A 20,448-nucleotide genomic window follows, 5' to 3' on the forward strand; every position below is an offset into this window, starting at 1 on the left:
CGGGGTGTCGGTCACGTGATTCGGTGGTGGTGTCCGTCGGCGCCTGCCGTTTCGCTGAGGTGACACCGTGTCAGGGGCGGTGTCAGTGCGGTGGCTGTCCTGTGTCAGGACGGCAGGGGATCGTCAACGCATCGAAAGCAACGAGCGAGCACAGGAGAGCATCATGCAGAAGTTCGACACCCCCACCCCGATCTCCGCCGTCCTGGCCGTCCCCGCCGGACGCATCCAGTTCATAGCCGCCGACCGCGCCGACACCACGGTCGAGATCCTGCCCGCCGACCCCTCCAAGAGCCGCGACGTCCAGACCGCCGAGCAGACCACCGTCGCCTACACCGACGGCGTCCTGCGGATCCACACCCCCGAACCCAAGAACGCGCTCCTCGGCAACGGATCCGTGGAGGTCACCGTCCAACTGCCCGCCGGCTCCCGCGTCGAGACCAGGGCCGCCGCCTGCGAGCTGCGCGGCGTCGGCCGCCTGGGCGAGGTCGTCTTCGAAGGCGCGTACCGCCGGATCAGGATCGACGAGGCCGCGAGCGTCCGCCTCACGGCGACCGACGGCGACGTCGAGGTCGGCCGCCTCACCGGCCCCGCCCAGATCAGCACGGCACGGGGCGACATCCGGATCACCGAGGCCGTACGCGGCACGGTCCAGCTCCGCACCCAGTCCGGCGACATCACCATCGGCGCCGCCGCCGGAGTCTCGGCCGCCCTGGACGCCGGCACCGCCCACGGCCGCATCAGCAACGCCCTCAGGAACGACGGCACCACCGAACTCGACATCCACGCCACCACCTCCCACGGCGACATCACCGCCCGCAGCCTCTGACCCACTCCCCCAAAGGAACACCCCTTCAACGACCGGCCATCACTCTCCGCCCACCTCGGCTGCCCGGCCGGCGTGGCCCTCGGCTACACCGACGTCACCACCGCCTACGTCGCCCACCGAAGTCGGGGCCCCGTGGAGTCGGTACGCATCACATCCGGTGGTCCGGGTCGGAGAAAGGCAGGCCGCAGGCCGCGAGCGGGCGACGAGCCGGGGCGGGTACGGGCACGGTCTCGCCGGGCGGCTGGCAGAAGGCCGCGCCCTGCTCGACCGGCAGCAGCCGTCGCCCGCCGGGGCGGGCAGGAAGAGGCGGGTCCGTGGCGGACTCGGGGAAGGCGGGCAGCGAGAGGTGCGGCCCCGGGACAGTCACGACAGACTGCTGCGGCCCGCTGTGACGACGATCCGGTCCGAAAATACAAGATGCCCCCCGCCGGCCCGAAGGCTGACGAGGGGCTTTGGGAGGCAGGTGCTACGAGTCCGTGTCCCAGTTGCACTTGGAGGCGAGCATCTTCTTGAGCTTCGTTTCAGCATCCCCGGTGAGTTCAGGGCGCCAGGTCTCCAGATCCCACGTCGGACCACCGAAGTGCCCACCGCCGGGGTTGGGGTAGGAGAACTCCGCGTGGCACAGCAGCTGTTGGTAGGTCGAGTTCTGCTTGGTCTGCGTGGCGCCGGGGAACATGAGCGTGTTGGACCACACCTGCCTCCAGTCGTCATTCACGTCACTGGCGGCGTCATCGTTGCCTGTGACGGTCTTGAACGCGGCGGCCGTCGGGGTGACGTGGACGGACGTCAAGCGGCTGTCGGTCCAATTGACGTAGACCTCGGTCTTCTTCACCCACTTCGTGTTGGTGATGCCGCCGTAGCCGATGCACGCACTCTGGCAGGCCTCGAAGGCGTCGGCCTGACCACCGCTCCACAAGATGTACTTGCCGGACTGGAAGTCCTGGCGAATGCCCTTGTTGTCATCGACGTTGCCGCCGACGTTTTCGGTGTTGTACTCGTCGCTCGTGGGGTAGCCGTACGACCCCTTTTCGTACCCGTACTGTCCCCACCACCATCCGATGTTGCCGTGTACCGCGTGCGCTCCGGTGTTGGGGGACCAGTAGACCGTAGCGTTCTGGAACTGCTGGCGGACGCCGACCCCGTCGGGGTTCTTCAGCTCGTCGGTGAGCGGGTACCCCATGTAGCCGCCCTCCCAGCCGTGCTGACTCCACTCCTGGCCGATGAGACCCCACACGGCGTGCGCCCCGGTGTTCGGGCTCCAGTAGATCGAGCCGTGGTCGAAGACCTGACGGCGGCCGACCCCGTCGGGAAGGCCGAGTTCATCGCTGGTGGGACAGCCGAGGGACTGCTGCACACCGGGCGTCTGGGTGTACTCGGTCCAGATGGCGCCATCGACCGAGTGGGAGCCGCAGAAGGTTTCCGCGGACGCGGGGGTGGCTTGGACGCCCACCAGCTGGGAGGCACTGGCCGCACATGCGGCGAGTGTGGCGAGGAGCCGTGCAGCCGTTGGTCTGTTCATGACCAGCAGTATCCACGGACGCAGATGGCGCCGTACACCCCGCGCATGCGGCACTCCACCGGCGCGCACTGGTCCTCGCACGCCGACCGGGGGCCGCCGCTGTTCGATCACGGAAGGGGCATGCGAAGGCTCTGTAGAGCCTTGATCATCTGACGTCTGGTCCGTCCTTCGACCCTGTTTGAACATGCGTACGTGCGCCCCGCCTATCCATCACGTCGTGGTTCGTAGGTGACGGTGGGTCGGTAGGATCATCGGCGGTCCGTAGCCTTGATCCCGGCTGCTGCGGCCCGAGACCAAGCGAATAGATCCGGCCCGGCGCCTCGGTAAAACAGCAGGTCAGGGGTCCGCTGGCCGCCAGGTACAACGCCCCGACGACCCGCTCCGACTGGGTCGCCCGCAGGGCCGGCACTCGTCGTCGATGTCGGGGGCGGTACCGGGGGTGAGGGGTGAGGAAGTCGGGCAGCAAGCGGCGCAGACCGACCAGCGCCTGCAGCGGTGACACGGCAAACCTGACCGAGGCCAGGGTCCGGCGCGCTCAGACGGAACCTCAACATTCGGCCCATGCTGAATCTCTGGCCAGCAACGGATCGGTCTGGTGGGCTTGCCTGATGGACATCGCCTCCGGCCGGCTGTCGGCCACCTATGACCGCATCGGGATCGACTACAGCCGCATCCGACGCCCCGACCCTCGCCTGCACGCCCTGATCGGCCAGGCGCTGGAAGGCGCCCACATGGTCGTGAACGTCGGTGCCGGCGCGGGCTCCTACGAGCCCGAACGCTCCGAGGTCACCGCCGTCGATCCGTCCCAGGTCATGCTCGACCAGCACCCGGGCGCCACGAAGGTCAAAGCCGGCGCGGAGGCACTCCCATTCCACGACGCATCCTTTGATGCGGCCATGGCCGTCATGACCGTCCACCACTGGCCCGACCTGCTCCGCGGGCTCCGCGAGCTGCGCCGGGTGGCCCGCAGGCAGGTCGTCTTCACATGGGACCCGACCCACCAGCCTGAGTTGTGGCTGCTTGAGGAGTACCTACCGGAGATCCGCGACCTGGAGCACGCCCGTTTCACGCCCCTCGCCACAGTCGTCGACGCGCTCGACGCGCACACCGTCGTACCCTTCCCGATCCCTCACGACTTCACCGACGGCTTCCAGACCGCCTATTGGCGTCGACCCGAGTTCTACCTCGATCCGGTCATTCGACAGGCCAGCTCCACCTTCGCCCAACTGCCGCCCTCCATCGTGGAGCCGGCGATCACCCGGCTCCACGACGACCTCAGGTCGGGTCTCTGGCACCGCCGCCATGCCGACCTGCTCGACCGGACGAGCATGGACTACGGGTATCGCCTGGTCATCGCGGGAGAACCGGCAGATCACCTATGAGAGGGCGGCATATGACGTGATGTCGCATCTGTCGTCACCGGAACGTGTGGGATCGCCGCATCTCCGCTGCCTGGGAGGCACGGGGGTGCTGGAGTGTCACCTGTGAGCGACCGTCATTCCTACAAGAGCGACCTATCCGACGAGCGCTGGGCCCTGATCGAGCCTGTGATCACCTCATGGAAGGCCCGGCACCCCTCCGTCAGCGGCCGCCAGGGCAACTACGACATGCGGGAGATCGTCAATGCCCTGCTCCACCAGTCCCGTACCGGTTGCCAGTGGGACTACCTCCCCCACGACCTGCCGCCCGCCGGGGCGGTGAAGTACTACTTCTACAAGTGGCGCGACGACGGCACCGACCAGACCATCCACGACCTGCTGCGCTGGCAGGTCCGGGAGAAGAAGGGGCGATTAGCCGACCCCAGCCTGGTGGTGCTGGACACCCAGAGCCTGCACGCCGCCGCCGGGGTCCCGGCCGACACCGCCGGGCGCGACGCGAACAAGAAGGTCCCGGGCCGCAAGCGGGGCCTTGCCGTCGATGTCCTGGGCCTGGTGATCGCGGTGGTGGTGCTGGCCGCCTCCGTCCACGACAACGCCTTCGGCACCGCCCTGCTCGACAAGGTCGCAGCCAGCGCCGGCGGCGCCGTGGCGAAGGCCCTGTGGACCGGGAGTTCAAGAAGACCGTCGTGGACCACGGGCAGCAGGTCGGCATCGAGGTCGAAGTCGTCGAGCGCAACCCGGCCGACACCGGATTCGTCCCCCAGCCCAAGCGGTGGATCGTGGAGCAGACGAACGGGATCTTGATGCTGCACCGCAGGCTGGTGCGCGACTACGAGCACCGGACCGCGTCGGCCGAGTCCCGGGTGCACCGGGCGATGAGCGACCGGATGTCGCGGATGCTGACCGGCACCTCCACTCCCGCATGGCGTGGAGCATGACCGGCGGAGAGCTGACGTTGGGGGCGGTACTGGTTCGATTGGAGGAGCGGGAGCGGGAGCTCGTCGCGCAGGCCGAGACAGCCCGGGAGAAGATCGCGGAGCTGACCGCACTGCTGAAGGGGTTCGACACCGCCGCCGAGGAGATCGGATCACCCGCAAGACGCTGCTGGAGCTGGCCGATCGACCACCATCCGAGCCGTCGGCCGCGAGGCTGCCGGACCATCCTGTCTACCAGCAGATCATGGCGGTGTTCGCCGCAACCGCGGCACCGTTGCGGGCGCGGGCGGTGTGCGAGGCGATGGACGTGGAGATCGGTCCGAGCAATATCAACAACGTCCGTCTGTAGCCCAAGCGGCTCGCCGAGCGCGGGTTCCTGGCCGAGACCGAGCAGGGGCTGTTCACCCTGCCACGGCCGTAACCCCCGTCGCAGACACCGGGCATCAGCTCGCGCGTAGCTCCGCGAGTCAACACACGTACCACCTCTTGGGAGCACAGGTTCGCTTTTGGCTACCTGCTGCGATGGCGTTCGCCGGTGACGATCGACACAACGGCAGCCACGATTACCGAACCGCCGATGATGAGGTTCCGGGTGAGAGGCTCGTGGAGGACGAGGGCGCCGAGAATGACTGCAACGACGGGGTTGATGTAGGCGTAGGTCGACACAACCGACAGAGGCGCCGCTTGCAGCAACCACACGTAGCAGGTGAAGGCGCCGAGGGAGCCAAATACGACGAGGTACGCGAGCGCGGCCCAGGAGCGGCCCGAGACGGCGTGCAGGTGAAAGCTTGACGGCTCATCGTGCAGGATCGCAAGAAGCAGACAACCTATGCCGCCTGTCACCATCTCGTAGGCAGTGGCCACGAACACATCGCCAGGCAGCGAAATTCGGGATGAGAGGACGGATCCGAGCGCCCACAGCAGTGTACCGGCGACCATCACGATGACGCCGGTTACCGCTGTCCGACCACTCAGGCCCGGTGCGGTGAGGACAAGCAGCCCCAACACTCCGAGTCCAACGCCGACGAACGCCATGACGCTGGGCCGGTACCCGCTGCCGACCCGCAACAGGATCATCCACACTGGCGTGAGTGCCACCAGCAGCGCAGTCAGGCCGGAGGGCAGCTGGGTCTCCGCAAGGAAAGCCAGGCCGTTACCGCCGGTCAAGAGCAACAGGCCGATGAGTGCCGCAGAAGCGAGCTGACGCGGCGTCACGTAGAGTGCTGCGGTACCCCGTCGCCACGCCAGCACGGCGATGAGCATGGCGCCCGCAGTGATGAAGCGGGCGGCGGCCGACAGCAGCGGAGGCAGGGTTTCGACGGCGATCCGGATGCCCAAGTAGGTGGAACCCCACACGATGTAGACGACTGCGAGCGCGAGCCAAGCCATCCCCGACATCGATTGTGGTCGACGAGCAGGTCGGTCGAGGCTCGCGGAAGCCTTCGGCCCTACCACCCGTCGCCGTGTGCCCAAACGCACCTTCATGCTCCCTTCGGTCTTCTCCTGCACACGGGGAAAATTAGGGGAGTAAGCAGCAAGAAGCCAAGATTCCTGCCCGATATCGGGCAGGAATCCGCAGATTTGGAAGGTGCTGGCACATCGCAGGCACACCAAGCGCAAGTGCCCAGCCGGCCACAGGAATGCTGACGAGACCAAGTTCGGATTGTTCACCCGGCCGGGGCCGTAACCATCCAGCAAGCCCACGACCGGCTCACTTGCCCAACTGCAACGACAAAACAGACATTTGCTCACTAGGCCGGCCTCAGCTCGCGAACACGATCACGCAGGATCGTCAGTCCGCGCTCCCAGCCGATCCGCTCCGCGATCACGGTCACGGTCACCGGCATCGTTGGGGTCTGCTTCAGCAGCTCGCGGACCGCGGGCTCCACCGCGTCCACCGCCGAGCCCTTCGGCGCCCGCCGGTATTGCGGCGGCCAGTCCGAGGCCAGAGCCCCCGCCACCGTGTTCCGGGAGATCCCCAGCTGCCGGGCCACCGCCCGCGCCGACAGCCCCTCGGTCCGGTGCAGCCGGCGGATCTCAGCCCAGTCCTCCACGTGGATCACCCTCGCTTCAACTCGTCATCATCGGGCTCGGATACGTCGGACTACCCCTCGCGCGCGAGGCCGGCAGGGCCGGACGGCAGGTCACTGGCCTCGACCGCGACCCTGATCCTGTTGCAGAACCACCGCGCCTACGGCCGCGTCCCTACGTCGAGCACTGGCTCATCAACAACCGACCCGTGCGTCGCGCCGACGACCTCCAAGCCGGCCTCGCGAGCGCCGACCTTGTGACCCAGCCCAGGGCTGAATCTGGAGACCGTCGGCAGCACTGACAGCTTCCTGCACACGGCGACATCCGCGGCATCCCATAGTGCTTCGATTCCTCGACGGCGCGGGATGACGCCTCGACTGTCCAGCAGCAGTTGGGCGTTGGCCGCTACCTGATGTGTCGGCCACGGCCGCTCCTTCTACTCCTACATGGTGCCGAGGATGGTGTCGCGCTGGTCGATCCAGCGCAGGGAGTCGCGGATGCCGTCCTCGACGGCGAGTTCGGTCTTCCAGCCGAGGAGGTCGAGGGCGCGAGTGCTGCGGGTGTAGGCGCCGACGGCGTCACCGGGCCGCGGGCCGGTTTCCACGGTTCGCAGGGGCCGGCCGGTGACGGTCTCGAAGGCGGCGACGAGTTCACGCACGGTGGTGCCGGTACCGGTGCCCAGGTTGATGACCTGATAGCCGGCGGCGCCGGTGACGGTGTCGAAGGCGGACAGTGCCTCCAGGTGGGCGTGGGCGAGGTCCCAGACGTGGATGTAGTCGCGGATTCCGGATCCGTCCCGGGTGGGGTAGTCAGTGCCGGTGATGGTGAATGCCTCGCCGCTGTGGTGGCAGTCGATCATCTTGCCGAGAGCGTGAGTGGGCTTGCGGATCTGAAGGCCGGTGCGCAGCTTGGGGTCGGCGCCGATGGGGTTGAAGTAGCGCAGGGAGATGATGTTGAGCTGTCCGGCGGTGGCGATGTCGCTGAGGATGGTTTCGAAGATGGCTTTGGTTCGGGCGTAGGGGCTGAGTGGGTCGATGGCGGAGTTCTCGTCGACGGTGAAGTCGGGGCTGGTCTGGTAGATCGAGGCGGAGCTGGAGAACAGCAGCCGGGTGCAGCGGTTGCGGACGAGGTGGCCGATGAACTGGATGCCGTTGGCGATGTTGGCCTGGTAGTAGCCGAGCGGGTCGGCGACGGAGTCGGGGACGACGATGAGGGCGGCGCAGTCGACGACGGCGTGGATGTCGGGGTGGTCGTTGAAGATCCGGTCGATCAGGTCGCCGTCGGCGATGTCACCTTCGTAGAAGGTGCGGCCGGTGGTGAACTCGCGGCGGCCGGTGACGAGGTTGTCCAGGATGACCGGATGGTGCCCTTCGTCGATGAGGAGGGAGGCGATGGTGCTGCCGATGAATCCGGCTCCGCCGGCGATCAGGACCTTCATGGTGTGTTCCTCCCTGTCGGTGGGTGTGCCCGACGGCGCGAGGCGCGCCGGCCGGGCAGCGACCATCCGTGAGCATATCGAAGCGTGTTGAGGGGTCGCCGCCATTGCGATCGCTCAACCGGGTTGCTGCGCTGGCGCGTTGACTACACCGCGGACTTCGCGGGGGCGAGGTCTACGGCGCAGCGGAATCCGGTGGTGAAGTTGCTGTACTGGGGACCTGCGGCGATTCGTTCCACGGCGCGGATCTGGAAGCGGAAGGCCGTCCAGCCACCTCCGCGGAGGATTTTGTAGATACCGAAGAGGTGGTCGTAGAGCTCGCCGCAGGTTCGGGTCGGGTCGTAGGGCTGGTAGGTGCTGGCGGTCCATTTCTGGACGTTGCCGGCCATGTCGGCGGCGCCGCAGCATGACTCGCCTCCGGCCGGGGTGCCGACTGCCGAGGTGCTGGGCAGCTGCGCGGCGGCGTGGTGTTCGGCCCACCAGGTGCGCCATGTCGGCCCGTTGGTGATCGCGCGGCCGGCCCGGTGCTCGGCGCTGGCGGCCCGGTGCGGGTTCCAGTCGTCGCCCCAGGGCCACAGACGCCCGGCAGGGCCGCGGGCGGCGTACTCCCGCCCCGTCCGCCGCTCAGCTGTCAACGCTCCGCGCGGCAAGTCGCGTGACGGTGATCACACTATGTCAGTACAACCCGCTCAGCGGCAGTGGCGTTGACAAGGGGTGCGGTGGCAATCCGGCACCGCGGGAACATGGAGGAACAGCGTGCGACGGACCGAACGAGAGGCACTGTTCGAGGAATTCGTCGTGACGCGCTCCGCGGCGCTGCTGCGCATGTGTCGCCTGCTCACCAACGACCGCGGTCACGCCGAGGACTTGCTGCAGACCGCACTGGCGAACTGCTACCGGCACTGGGACAGGGCCACGTCCGAAGGACGGGAAGAGGCCTACGTGCGCACCGCGATAGTGAACACCCACATCAGTGCGATGCGCCTGCGCAGGTTCCAGGAGTTCTTCACCCTGCACCCGCCGGAGACCGGTCATGGAGGGGGTTCGGATGCGGTCGACGACCGTGATCTGCTGCGACGCGCGCTGGCCGAGCTCGCCCCTCGTACCCGGGCGGCAGTGGTGCTGCGGCACTACGTCGGGCTCACACTCGAGGAGGCGGCCCAGACCCTCGGCTGCTCGGTAGGCAATGTCAAGAGCCTGGCCTCCCGTGGTCTGAACCAACTGCGCGCCGCGCTGGAACGGCAAAGCGCGGCCACGCCGGCCGTGGACGTTGTGCTGCGACTGGGCCGGGAGGCGACCCGATGAGCGACATGTTCGAACAGCGACTGCAAGCGGGTCTGGAGGCGCTCGCCGCCCAGTCGGAGGCGCCCTCGCCCGACTTCTACCATCAGGTTCGAGTCCGTATCGCCGCGCGGCGCGACCGTCGTCGGGCCGTACTCGCCGCGGGCATCGCGACCTGCGCCGCGGGCTTGTTGGCCACCGCCCTGATCACCGTCTCCACCGGCCCAGCCCACGTGACGGCTCCCGCTGCTGATCGGAGGACAGCAGCGGCCCCCAGCGCCACGCCCTGGTGGCAGTCGACCGCCCCGGCCGCCCCCACCGCGCTGACCGCCTTCTGGAACGCCCAGGGGTCAGGACCGCACACCGAGGTCTACCTCCTGCACCAAGGCGCGGTTGGGACCAAGACCGTCTACCTGCTCGCCGGCCGACAGCCGGACGGTGAACAGCGACTGGCCCTCGTATCCGGCTACCCGCCGGACGCCGCGGGCACCTGGTCCTGGGCCGGGCTCCATCTCATCACCGACCAGCCGGCCCCCACCGCGCCAAGGGCACCGATCGCCTTCTCCACCGACGCCGGAATCGGCACGACACCCGCGCGCATCGTGACCGTCATGGCCCCGCCCTGCACCGGAGAGCGACAGCTGAGCCTCGGCCCGTACGGCCAACCGCTCCGCTGGCAGGAACGGCCCCCCGGCGTGCTGCTCATCAACACGCCGCTCGAGGTCACCGATACGGTCACGGTGGGATGCGACGCACCAGACGACAGCACCACCTACCGACTGGCCACAGACGCGACCGACATCACCAACGGAGGACTCGCCTCACTGCTCACCACCGCGCCGAGTCCGCAAGCCGCGCACGCGTCATGATCCTGGCCGCCACTGCCGCAGCCGCGGTAGGGCGGGCCTGCAGCCACGACAGCGGCATTCGCACCGCCACCGATGCGGGCGAGTACCGAACGAGAAGTGACCCTGACCTTCAGGCATCGCCTGAGACCTCGCCACAGGAGGGGCGACACACAGGCCGAGCACGGTGCCGCTGCCAAAACCTCCACCATCTACACCTTCCCTGAAAGGAGCCTGTCTCCGTGGCATCCCACCGCCGCCCCAAGCCCGCAGGCCGCACACGCGTCTCGGTCGTGACCGCCGCTGCCGCAACCGCGGTCGCCCTCTCCTCCCAGACCGGTGCGCACGCCGACCCGAACCCGACCAAGGACGAGGTCAAGATCCAGCTCGACCAGCTCTACCACCAGGCCGAGGCCGCCACCGAGAAGTACAACGCGGCCACCGAGAAGCAGCAGACCCTGCAGAAGCAGGCGAACGACCTGCAGAACCAGATGGCACGCCAGCAGGCGCGGGTGAGCACCGTCCAGAACGGTCTCGCCGAGATCGCGGCCGACCAGTACCGCAACAACGGCATATCCCCCACCGTTCAGTTCATGCTCTCCAGCAACCCGGACTCCTTCCTCTCCAAGGCCGAGTCGGCCCAGGCCGCCGGCCGGACACAAGCCGATGCGCTCAAGGCACTCAGGAGCGAGCAGAGCAGGCTCGACCAGCAAAGGGCCGAAGCACAGCAGAAACTGACGGACCTGGACGCCACCGCCAGGGACCTGAAAGCGGCCAAGGAGGAGGTCCAGGCAAAACTGGCCAAAGCACAAGCCCTGCTCGACTCCCTGACACAGCAGGAGCGCGACCAACTGGCCCAGGCCGACGCCAAAGCCGCCGCCGATGCCAAAACCAAGGCCGCCGCCGACACCGCCTCCCAAACCCGCGCCTCACGCAGCGACAGCCGCACCGGCCCCAACGGCGGCAGCGAGAACTCCAGGACCACCAAAGGCGCCGGCACCGCCACGGGCTCGTACGCGGCAGCCGCGGTCGCCGCCGCTGAGGCCGAAGAAGGCAAACCCTATGAACGGGGCGGCGTCGGCCCGGATTCATTCGACTGCTCAGGTCTGATGGTATGGGCCTACGCCAAAGCCGGCATCGCCCTGCCGCGCACCTCCGAGGAACAGGCCTCGGCCGGCAACAACATCGGAACCGACATCTCCAACGCCCGCCCCGGCGACCTCATCATCTACTTCAACGACCACAGCCACGTCGGCATGTACGTGGGAGGCGGCCAGATCATCCACGCGCCACGTCCCGGCAAATCCGTCCAGTACCTGGGCGCCACCCTCCTGCCAATCGCAGCGATCATCCGTATCTGACAAGGGCACGCTCCACCGACCACCACCCCTCTACAACCCCACAGTCCACGCCATTACAGGACCGGGTAGCGGAGATTGACGCTGCGTCAGCTGACATCGCCCCACCGCTGCCGACGCCGGGATCAGGATGTCACCCGGGTCAGCCGCGCCAGGAAGGACGGTGCGGGAAGGTCCTTCACCAAGGCGATCGGTACTGACGGGGCGTCCGGTCTGCTGCCGGCCTTCACCGTGCCCACTGTGGTTCCGGCTCTCGCTCCGTGCGACAGGGGTGCGCCCTGGTTGCCGAGCGTGATGTCCAGTTGCTGACCGGGAGTCCCGACCGCGTTGAGGTCTTCGGCCGCCGCGACCGGCGTCCGACCGCCCAACCCGTCGTCGATGTAGCCGACGACCTGGCCCTTTCTGATGACGGTGGCTGACGCGAGGGCGTTGCGGACGGCTTCGATGATCTTCTTGCTGTTGTCCTGAACCAGGACCAGGCTGTTGGAACCGTAGGGGTCTGCTCCTTGGACGTGCTGGTCCAGCATGGTGCCGAGGATCAGCTGGTCCTTCCCTCCCACCGTCTTGTAGGCCGCCCAGGAGAGGGCTCCGCCGGCCGCGGTGTTCGAGCCGGTCTTGATCCCCCGCACGCTCAGGCCGGCCAGGAGCAGGCGGTCGTTGTTGTTGTTGATCCGCTGGGGAAGGCCCGGGATGTCGGCGTTGGGCATGGCGACGACCTGGCGGAAGGCGTCGAACTTCATCACCGCCTCGGCGAGCTTCAGCTGGTCGACCGCGGTGCTGACGGTCCCTTCGTCCAGGCCGCTCGGATCGGTGTAGGTCGTGTTTTCCAGTCCCAGCTCCCGCGCGGCGTCGTTCATCTTGGAGACAAAGGCCGCCTCGGAGTCGGATGCGGTGTCCCATCGTGCGATCAGCCGGGCGATGTTGTTGCCCGAGGGAATCATCAGCATCTTGAGCATGTCCTGCTGGCTGAACTGCTGTCCCGCCGTGAGTCCCTCGATGCGCGACTCGTCCTTGAGGGTGCCGTCCTGTACTGCCTTCGCGTCGATGGTGATCTGCGGCCCGCTGTCGTTCCTGTCATTCAGGGGGTGGTCCCGCAGCAGTACGTAGGCCGTCATGATCTTGGCCACGCTGGCGGTGGGCACGGGCTTCTGCTCGCCGAAGACTCCGACCGCGCCGGATCCGGCGACGGTGACCGCGGCCTGTCCGTGGTCCGGCCACGGCGGGGAGAACGTGCCTCCGGGGAAGGAGAACGACGGCTCCGCGTCGCCTCGTACCAAGGTCAGGGCCGGTAGCGGCCGTGTTTCCTGGACGACACCGAAAACGGTACTCAGCGCCACCGCCGGCACGCCCCAGATCGCGGCCTTCCGCACAAGCCCGCGCCGTGTGGTCCGGCGCGTCGTCCACCCGGGACCCGCCCCGTCTGCCGACACGGCAGGCTTCGCCGAGCCGCGGGAACCGAAAAGGTCGTCCATCATCGTCGCTTACTACTCCTCAGTGCCGGGTCTGGCATGGGCGCCACCCACGGCCGTACGCAGACCGGGTCTCATCGACACGGCTCGGCCGGAATCGAGCCGACTGAGCCGTGTCGGCTTCATACGCTCGTGGCGGTGCGGTTCAGGTGAGCGCTGCGACCAGCAGCTTGGTGGCGTCGGCGACCAGAGGGTTGTCCCAGGGGGTGTCGGCGGTGGCGTCGGGCTTGGTCGTGAGGACGGCCAGGGTGATCGGTGAGCCGTCCGCGGTCCAGACGACACCGACATCGTTGGCAGTGCCGTAGTCGCCGGATCCGGTCTTGTCCGCCGTCCGCCAACCCTCGGGGACTCCGGCACGGAAGCGCTCTCCGCTGGTGGTGCTGTCCAGCAGCCATCCGGTCAGCCGCCGGCGGTCCTGGCGGGTGAGCGCGTCACCGAGGACGAGCCGGGTGTACGTCCGTGCGATCCCTCCTGGGCTGGTGGTGTCCTCCACGCGCCAGGACTCCGCGGAGTTCAGTTCCGGCTCCCACCTGTCGAGGCGGGTCGTCGGATCGCCGAGCGAGCGGCAGAACCGGGTGATCGCCGTCGGGCCGCCGAGTTCCCGCAGCAGGAGGTTCCCGGCGGTCCCGTCGCTGTAGCTGACCGCGGCGGCGCACAGCTCCTCGACCGTCATACCGTTCGCAAGGTGCTCGGCCGTACCCGTGATCGGGGCATACTGCCCTGCGACGTCCGCGTCGGTGTATCGGATGCGCTTGGCGAGGAACTCGCCGTCCCGGTCGAGGTCCCGCAGGACGGCCGCGGCGGCGACGCCCTTGAACACCGAGCACATGGGGAAGCGCTCGCCCGCACAGTACCGCACACATCGACCGGTTGCCGCGTTGTGTGCGAAGACCCCCAACCGCGCGGAATGCGCCCGCTCAAGAGCCCGCAACTGCCCGACGATCCCGTCGCCGACCGTGCCCTGCGCGAAGGCTGTTCCTCCGGTGGGGAGAGCAGCGGTCAGAGCCGCCGCGGCGGCTCCGGCGAGAACCCCACGCCGACTCGGCCGTATATCCATTGAGTGTCTTCCTCTGCTCGTGCAGGCCACCGGGCGTAATACTGCCATTTCGGGACATCCATGCTCATCCATCTCTTATGGGGACGCAGCGCCACACGAATCCGTTCCCAACCGCCAGAAGTCGCCCGACCGTGCGGCCCATCCACCCCCTCCGACATCACTGTACGTAGTCATTGCCAGGGAGACGGCCTCGTCTCAAGACCTACTACGCCTGGCGGGCCAGGGCTCGGGGCCGCGCCGAGCGGTCGGCGGCCGAGGCCGCACTCGTGCACGAGATCCTTCACGGCCGTCCCGGCTCGCCGTTCGGTGATGGCCGCGAAGGTGGCGCTGATCACCGCGACCACGACCGTCCTCGGCGTGGCCTTGGCGCTGATCTCCTTCGGTGCGGCCGGTCCTTCAGGCCTGGCGGCGCATCGGCTACAAGCAGGCCACCACGGCGATATGGCCGTGGACGGCGACCGGCGTCTGCACCGCCCTCGCCGCCTGGGCGCCGGTCGCCACCGTGCTGGCCGTCTTCACCTCGGATCACCGGGAGCAGTAGGTGGCACCGCATCCGTCGAACGGGCGTCCCGGTCAGCCTGGCTGTCCGCCCGCAACGGGCAGCCGGTACCGGCACGCGCTTCGAGGTCGGCCCGCAGGGCGGCCAGCTCGGCCATGCGCGCGTCGATGAGCCGGATCTTCTCTTCGAACAGTGCGGACAATGCCCCGGCGCTGTCCGCCGCGTCGCGTAGTTCCTCACCGTGCCGTGCGATCTCGGCCAGCGAGAAACCGAGTGTCCGCGCGGTACGGACGTAGTGAAGCCAGGTCACTGTCTCCGGCGGAAACTCCCGATAGCCGTTCGCCTGCCGTCGGCCTGCCACAAGGCCGATCTTCTCGTAGAACCGGATGGTGTCCCTGCTGACCCCCGCCTGCCCGGCCAGTTCTCCGATGCGCATGGTCCTCCGTCAGGCTGTGGGCTTGACCTTGGACCATACTCCACTGTTTACCGTGAGGCGTCGCTGCCGTGAGACCAGCAGGAGCCTCGCCATGACCCGTTTTCTCGCCCCTTCCCACCGCGCCTACCTTCGCGTCGTACGCGCGAGTGCCTGGTACGACCTGATCGCCACAGCAGGATTCGCGACGCCGTGGACTTACGCGCTGATGCACGACACGCTCTCGTCACTGGGGAACGCGTTCGGGCTGGGCGTGCTGCCACCCCTCGACCCGGTGCAGGGCCTGTACGCGAATCTGATGGGCTCAGTCGTGGTCGTCTGGGCGCTGCTGCGGATCGTCAGGCCGCTGCCGATGCACGGACTGTTCGACGGCGCGGCGCGCACGCTGTTCGCCGCATGGGAAGCATTCGCGATGGCCCATGGCGCTCCCCGCCTGCTGTGGCCCTTCCTCGCCGTGGAGGTGGCGTTCGGCGTTGCTCAGATCCTGCCGTGGTGGAGGACGCGCACCGCAGTCACGGACGGCCCCGCTGACCGTGGCAGCGGCAGCATCGACGTCACCTACCGTGCCGTCACCAGGCCGTGAGCGGCGACCCGTTGCCGGTCGACCGCTTCCGGCTCACCCGCCCACGCGGACGCCCGCACCGCCGGCCGAGCCCCCCGCCACCCGGCGGGGGCGACACCCCGCCGATCGGGGGTGTCATGGACCTGTGGAGGCGTGTGAGGATTTCGTCGCCTACGGGGGGCGGCCAGACCGGCCTGCGCGAAAACTGACGCTGCGTCAGAAATAACCATGCTGTGGACAGATCGCCTCCTCCTGGGGCAATCGGATCATTCATCCAGGAGATGGCAGCAGCATGCACAGGAGAGTTCCACCCCGGCCCGGCCGGGCGCGCAGGAACCTGGCCAGGGCGTTGTCGCTCACCGCGCTGGTGACGGCGACCTCGCTGACCATGTCGGTGGCCCAGGCTGCACCGACAGCACCGTCCGCCAGGCCGGCGGCCGACCCGGCACCGGCGTCCGGCCCGGTCAACGGCGAACTCGCCCACTACGACTTCCAGTGGAGCGAGCAGGACTACACCCCCAACCTGATCGACAACGGCCCGCGCGGCGTGCACCACAACGGCGCGCACCCCAACCAGGCGACCGACAACGGCACGATCTGGGGCATCACCTCGGGCACCCGCCGGCACCTGGTGCTGGACGGCACCAACCAGTTCATGTCCGTCCCGGTGCCGCTGGCGACCAACCAGTCGTTCAGCGTCGCGGCCTGGGTGCAGCCGAAGAGCATCGGCCGCGCCGAGACGGTGATCAGCCAGGACAGCAGCCGGGTCGGCGGCTTCGCGCTGCGCCTGGACGCCTCCGGGAAGCCGCAGTTCGGTATCCCGGCCAGTGACGCGGACCAGGCCGGCTGGGACACCGTGACCGGCTCGGCGGTGCTCCCGCTGGACGGCCAGACCGACAGCGGCTGGACCCACCTGGAGGGCGTCTTCGACGCGACGGCCGGCGAGATCCGGCTGTACGTGAACGGCACCCTGGCGGGCCGTGCCCCGCACACCTCCGCCTGGCATGCCGGCGGCGACGTCGAGGTCGGCCGGAGCATGGCCGCGGGCGCGCCCGCCGAGTACTTCCCGGGCAACATCGCCGAGGTGCGGGTCTGGCAGCGGGCGCAGTCCGACCTGGAGGCGTCGAACACGGCGATCCCCGACGGGACCGTCCGGGAGGACCGCTGCACGGTCGGCAGCTGGCTGCACGCGGGCGGTCCGAAGGTCAAGGCGCTGACCGCCCAGGCCCTGAACGGCACCCCCGCCGACGTCCGCCGCACCGCGAACACCGTGTGGGGCTACGGCCCGCTCAGCATCGCCCGCCGCGAGGACCAGAGCGACGCCCGGACGGTCGACAACGCCCAGAACGCCCGCCCGGCGGCCTGGGCGGCGGTGACCAAGCCGTTCGGCGACGGCACGTTCGGCGACGACTACAACGCCTTCCTGAACGTGCCGAACTACTTCGACCCGATGCAGAAGTTCCTGCTGGACACGGGTGAGAAGAACTTCGACGGCCCGGGCCCGACCACGCCTTCCCAGGCCGCCCTCAACCAGGCGCTGACCATAGCCCACCAGCACCAGGCCACCGAGCAGAGCAGCTGGGCCACGTACCACTGGTACGCCGGCGACGACGTGGTGAAGAAGTGGTCGGCGTACGAGGTCGCGCGGTTCATCCGGTTCGGCGGCTTCCCGACCCAGGCGCCGGCCAAGGACTCGCTGGAGTTCCGCACGGAGGTCGAGGACCTCAAGACCCAGTGGGCCGCCTGTGACGGCGGCGACCCGCAGGACCCGAACCACGTGCTGGACGACGTGGTCGCCACCGCCAGCGCCGAGTGGCAGGCCGAGCAGGCCTCGATGGCCAAGCAGCGCGCCGACATCGTGGCCGCCGACACCCAGGCGAACCAGGACGTCCGCACCGCCGCCGCGGCGATGAACGAGGCCCAGGGGCAGGCGTACATCGTCGGCCGGATGCTGTTCTTCCAGAAGTACTGGCAGGGCCAGCCGAAGAGCAACATCTTCTACCCGAAGCCGGACAGGTTCGCGCAGGCCACCGCGGCGATGGCGACCGCCAAGAAGGCGATCCAGGCTCAGCTGACGATCGCCCAGAAGGCCGCCGCCTCCGCCAAGGCGCAGGCCGACAAGGCGAACGCCGCGCAGGCCGACGCCGGGAAGACCGCGCTGGCCAACGGCACCCCGTACGGCCGCGGGCTGACCTACGCGCTGCAGTCGGCGCAGGTCACCAGCGCCTCGGCGGCGGCCGCGCAGGCGGCCGCCAAGGCGATCGAGACCACGCTGAACACGGTCTCGGCCGGCCAGGCCGACTCCAGGGCGCTGTACGCCCTGATCGACACCCAGAACCACGCCGCGCAGGCGGAGTTCCAGCGGGCCGCCGCCCAGGCCGCCGCCGACCAGGCGCACAACGCCGCCGCCGCGGCCGCCGCGCAGGCCGACCAGGCCGCGCAGAACGCGGCCAGGGCCAAGGCCGACCGGATCACCGCCGAGCAGGCCGAGGCCACCGCCAAGGCCGCCGCCGCGGACGCGGACGCCAAGCGCAAGATCGCCGACCAGGAGCGCGCCAACGCGGCGGCGGACCGCAGCCAGGCCGACGCCAAGCGGGCCGAGGCCCAGGCGGCCGAGGCCAGGGCCAAGGAGCAGCAGGCGGCGGCCGCCACCGCGATGGGCACGGCGCAGACCGCGGAGCAGACGGCGGCCGACAAGGAGAACGCCGCCAAGACCGCCGAGGCGCAGGCCTACCTGGCCCGGGACGCCGCCGTCGCCGCCGAGAACCAGCGGGACTCGCTGCAGGCCCGGCAGAAGGCCCTGGAGGCCGCCGCGGCTGCCGCACAGGGCACCTCGGACGCGCAGGAGAGCCGGCAGGCGGCCAACGACGCCAAGACCGCAGCCGGTCAGGCGACCGACGCGGCCGGCAGCGCCCGGGCCGCGGCGAACCAGGCGGGGCAGGACGCGGTCGGTGCTCGCGCCGCCGCCACCCAGGCCGCCGGTGCCGCCAAGCGGGCCCGTGCGGCCGCGGACGCGGCCCAGGCGGACGCGGCGACCACCAGTGCCGCCGCCGCGACCGCGCACGCCGCGACCGCGGACGCCATCGCGGCGTCCGCGCAGGCGGCGCAGAACGTCAAGAACGCCGACCAGCAGGCCCACGTCGCGGCCGCCAACGCCGTCAAGGCCCGCCAGGACGCCCTCGCCTCGCGGATCGCGGCCGACCACGCCGCGGCCGACAGCGCCCGCACCGCCGGTCAGGCGTACGCGGCCGCGCAGTACGCCGCCGCCGCCCGGGACGCGGCCTCCGGCGCGATCGCCGCCGGCAACACCGCGGTCTCGCTCGGCACGCCGTACCGGGAGACGGACATCTCGGCCGGTCTCGCCGTGCTCGTCGGCGAGGACAGCAAGACCATCGCCCAGCAGCAGGCGGACGTCGCCAAGGCCCGCTCGGACGAGGCGGCGAAGGCCGCCAAGGACGCGCAGGCCCTGGCCGACAAGGCCAACGCCGACGCCAAGGCGGCGGCCCAGCTCGCCGCGAACGCGGCCGCCGACGCCGCGAAGGCCGCCGCGTCCGTGCAGCGGGCCCGCGACTGGGCCGCGCAGGCCGCGGCCGAAGCCGCCGCGGCGAAGACCGCCGAGGCCGCCACCACCGAGTACGACCGCCAGGCCAACGCCGACGCGCTCGCCTCGACGATGGCCGCCCGTGACGCACAGAGCGACGCCGACGCCGCCAACGCCTCGGCGACCGACGCCGAGAAGGACGCGGCGGCGGCCCACCAGGCGGCCACCAGCGCCGAGAACGACGCCGCCACCGCCCGGGGCGCCGCCTCGAACGCCGACCAGGACGCGACCGCCGCCGAACAGGCCGCGGCCAACGCCCAGACCAGCGCCGCGCAGGCGGACCAGGCCGCGGCGGCGGCCGAGGCCCAGGACCGCAAGGACCAGGCGGACGCCGCGGCCGCCAACGCCTCGAGCGCCGGTCAGGACCCGGGCCCGGACCTGGGCGGTGACGACGAGAAGCTGCTGCTCGCCCAGTGCGGCCAGACCTGTGTGGACGAGTTCCGCCGGGACCGCGCGGAGGCCGGGAAGTCCGTCCTGGACTGGGTGGTCGAGAACGGCGGGCAGATCCTGCTCGACGTGCTCGGCGTGACCGACGCGAAGAAGTGCTTCACCGACCCGGACGTCGAGAGCTGCCTGTGGACGGCCCTCAACATCGCCAGCCTGGTGGCGGTCGCGGGCAAGCTGCCCGCGGTCAGCAAGGCCGTCATCCGGATCAGCGAGGGCATCGGGAAGTTCATCGAGGAGTCGGAGATGGCCAAGCGGGCCCTCGACCGACTGCGTGAGATCATCACGGAGGCCAGGCAGGCCGCCAACGAGGCCTGTGACCTCGCCCCCGTGCCTGCCGTCGCCGGCCGCGCGAACCTGCGCGCCGTCCCGGGCGTCGCGGCGGCTCACCCGATGCTGGCGGCCCCGCGGGCCTCGAAGAAGTTCTGCGGCATCAAGTGGGTCTCCCCGAAGGACCCGGACTGGGTCTCGAAGGGGGCGCACATCAACCTCAAGAACGGCCGGGAGGTCCGGATCTTCCCGTCCGCCGACGGCGGCATCGGTGGCGCCGGCATCCTGACCGAGGCCGGGCTGCCCACCCAGGCCGAGATCAACGCGACCGTCGACGCGGTCCGCTCGGACGCGAAGCTGCGGTCGCGGTTCATCACGATCGCGACCGAGGTCATGGAGCAGATGAACATCCCGCCCGGTCAGCCGGGCAGCTGGGGCGCGGAGAAGAATCGTGCCGTGGAGATGAAGTTCCTGATCGATGCCCTGAAGCGGATGGGATGACGT

Annotated in this window: 16 protein-coding genes and 2 pseudogenes; 9 read left to right on the top strand and 9 right to left on the bottom strand. The window is 69.4% G+C overall.

The annotated features are described in order from the left end of the window. The first annotated feature begins 163 nt into the window (after positions 1–163). Positions 164–826, top strand: a complete 663-nt coding sequence (locus ACSMTC_RS03700; RefSeq protein WP_436558189.1) for a DUF4097 family beta strand repeat-containing protein — start codon at positions 164–166, stop codon at positions 824–826. Positions 827–974: 148 nt separating this feature from the next. Here the strand turns inward: ACSMTC_RS03700 and ACSMTC_RS03705 are convergent, their stop codons facing one another. Further along, positions 975–1,193 (bottom strand): hypothetical protein, encoded by a 219-nt coding sequence (locus tag ACSMTC_RS03705; RefSeq protein ID WP_436558190.1) that lies wholly within the window; start codon positions 1,191–1,193, stop codon positions 975–977. A gap of 99 nt (positions 1,194–1,292) precedes the next feature. Further along, on the bottom strand, positions 1,293–2,345 hold the full coding sequence (locus ACSMTC_RS03710) for a DUF2599 domain-containing protein (RefSeq protein WP_436558191.1): 1,053 nt from the start codon (positions 2,343–2,345) through the stop codon (positions 1,293–1,295). A 446-nt stretch (positions 2,346–2,791) separates the two neighbouring features. On the opposite strand from ACSMTC_RS03710, the gene ACSMTC_RS03715 reads away from it, so the two are divergent. Beyond that, positions 2,792–3,727: a class I SAM-dependent methyltransferase gene (locus tag ACSMTC_RS03715; protein ID WP_436558192.1), complete on the top strand. Its 936-nt coding sequence runs from the start codon at positions 2,792–2,794 to the stop codon at positions 3,725–3,727. A gap of 102 nt (positions 3,728–3,829) precedes the next feature. After that, positions 3,830–4,662, top strand: a pseudogene (locus ACSMTC_RS03720) (IS5 family transposase). A gap of 507 nt (positions 4,663–5,169) precedes the next feature. On the opposite strand, the gene ACSMTC_RS03725 reads toward ACSMTC_RS03720, so the two are convergent. From ACSMTC_RS03725 to ACSMTC_RS03740, 4 genes and pseudogenes are all read right to left on the bottom strand, one after another. After that, positions 5,170–6,168 (bottom strand): EamA family transporter, encoded by a 999-nt coding sequence (locus ACSMTC_RS03725; protein ID WP_436558193.1) that lies wholly within the window; start codon positions 6,166–6,168, stop codon positions 5,170–5,172. A 248-nt stretch (positions 6,169–6,416) separates the two neighbouring features. Then, positions 6,417–6,722: pseudogene (locus ACSMTC_RS03730) on the bottom strand (helix-turn-helix domain-containing protein); the annotation flags it as partial. Between the two features lie 410 nt (positions 6,723–7,132). After that, positions 7,133–8,128 (bottom strand): UDP-glucose 4-epimerase GalE, encoded by a 996-nt coding sequence (gene galE, locus ACSMTC_RS03735; protein ID WP_436558194.1) that lies wholly within the window; start codon positions 8,126–8,128, stop codon positions 7,133–7,135. 143 nt (positions 8,129–8,271) lie between these two features. Then, positions 8,272–8,760, bottom strand: coding sequence for a formylglycine-generating enzyme family protein (locus ACSMTC_RS03740; protein WP_436558195.1), 489 nt, complete (start codon positions 8,758–8,760; stop codon positions 8,272–8,274). Positions 8,761–8,881: 121 nt separating this feature from the next. On the opposite strand from ACSMTC_RS03740, the gene ACSMTC_RS03745 reads away from it, so the two are divergent. The 3 genes from ACSMTC_RS03745 to ACSMTC_RS03755 all read left to right on the top strand — a co-directional run bounded on the left by ACSMTC_RS03745 (position 8,882) and on the right by ACSMTC_RS03755 (position 11,612). Further along, positions 8,882–9,430, top strand: coding sequence for a SigE family RNA polymerase sigma factor (locus ACSMTC_RS03745; protein ID WP_436558196.1), 549 nt, complete (start codon positions 8,882–8,884; stop codon positions 9,428–9,430). After that, complete coding sequence (locus ACSMTC_RS03750) at positions 9,427–10,275, top strand: hypothetical protein (RefSeq protein WP_436558197.1); 849 nt, start codon at positions 9,427–9,429, stop codon at positions 10,273–10,275. Before ACSMTC_RS03745 ends, ACSMTC_RS03750 begins: the two co-directional genes overlap by 4 nt. A gap of 218 nt (positions 10,276–10,493) precedes the next feature. Further along, positions 10,494–11,612, top strand: a complete 1,119-nt coding sequence (locus tag ACSMTC_RS03755) for a C40 family peptidase (protein ID WP_436558198.1) — start codon at positions 10,494–10,496, stop codon at positions 11,610–11,612. A gap of 122 nt (positions 11,613–11,734) precedes the next feature. Here ACSMTC_RS03755 and ACSMTC_RS03760 read toward each other — a convergent pair whose 3' ends face one another. Together ACSMTC_RS03760 and bla are read right to left on the bottom strand one after the other, a co-directional pair. Beyond that, entirely contained in the window at positions 11,735–12,886 is a 1,152-nt protein-coding gene (locus tag ACSMTC_RS03760; protein ID WP_436558199.1) for a D-alanyl-D-alanine carboxypeptidase family protein, read from the bottom strand. Positions 12,887–13,223: 337 nt separating this feature from the next. Beyond that, positions 13,224–14,207, bottom strand: coding sequence for a class A beta-lactamase (bla, locus tag ACSMTC_RS03765; RefSeq protein ID WP_436558200.1), 984 nt, complete (start codon positions 14,205–14,207; stop codon positions 13,224–13,226). A 310-nt stretch (positions 14,208–14,517) separates the two neighbouring features. Here bla and ACSMTC_RS03770 point away from each other — a divergent pair, with 310 nt between their 5' ends. Continuing rightward, positions 14,518–14,676 (top strand): hypothetical protein, encoded by a 159-nt coding sequence (locus ACSMTC_RS03770; RefSeq protein ID WP_436558201.1) that lies wholly within the window; start codon positions 14,518–14,520, stop codon positions 14,674–14,676. Here ACSMTC_RS03770 and ACSMTC_RS03775 read toward each other — a convergent pair. Then, positions 14,651–15,070 carry a MerR family transcriptional regulator gene (locus tag ACSMTC_RS03775; RefSeq protein ID WP_436558202.1) on the bottom strand — a complete coding sequence of 140 codons (420 nt, stop codon included), beginning with the start codon at positions 15,068–15,070 and terminating at the stop codon, positions 14,651–14,653. The two genes, ACSMTC_RS03770 and ACSMTC_RS03775, sit on opposite strands and share 26 nt — an antisense overlap. Before the next feature lie 91 nt (positions 15,071–15,161). Here ACSMTC_RS03775 and ACSMTC_RS03780 point away from each other — a divergent pair, with 91 nt between their 5' ends. Together ACSMTC_RS03780 and ACSMTC_RS03785 are read left to right on the top strand one after the other, a co-directional pair. Continuing rightward, complete coding sequence (locus tag ACSMTC_RS03780) at positions 15,162–15,650, top strand: hypothetical protein (protein ID WP_436558203.1); 489 nt, start codon at positions 15,162–15,164, stop codon at positions 15,648–15,650. 271 nt (positions 15,651–15,921) lie between these two features. Further along, positions 15,922–20,445: a LamG domain-containing protein gene (locus tag ACSMTC_RS03785; protein ID WP_436558204.1), complete on the top strand. Its 4,524-nt coding sequence runs from the start codon at positions 15,922–15,924 to the stop codon at positions 20,443–20,445. Positions 20,446–20,448: the final 3 nt, after the last annotated feature.

It is taken from the genome of Kitasatospora sp. HPM-01-4 (assembly GCF_051374625.1).
Lineage (GTDB): Bacteria > Actinomycetota > Actinomycetes > Streptomycetales > Streptomycetaceae > Kitasatospora.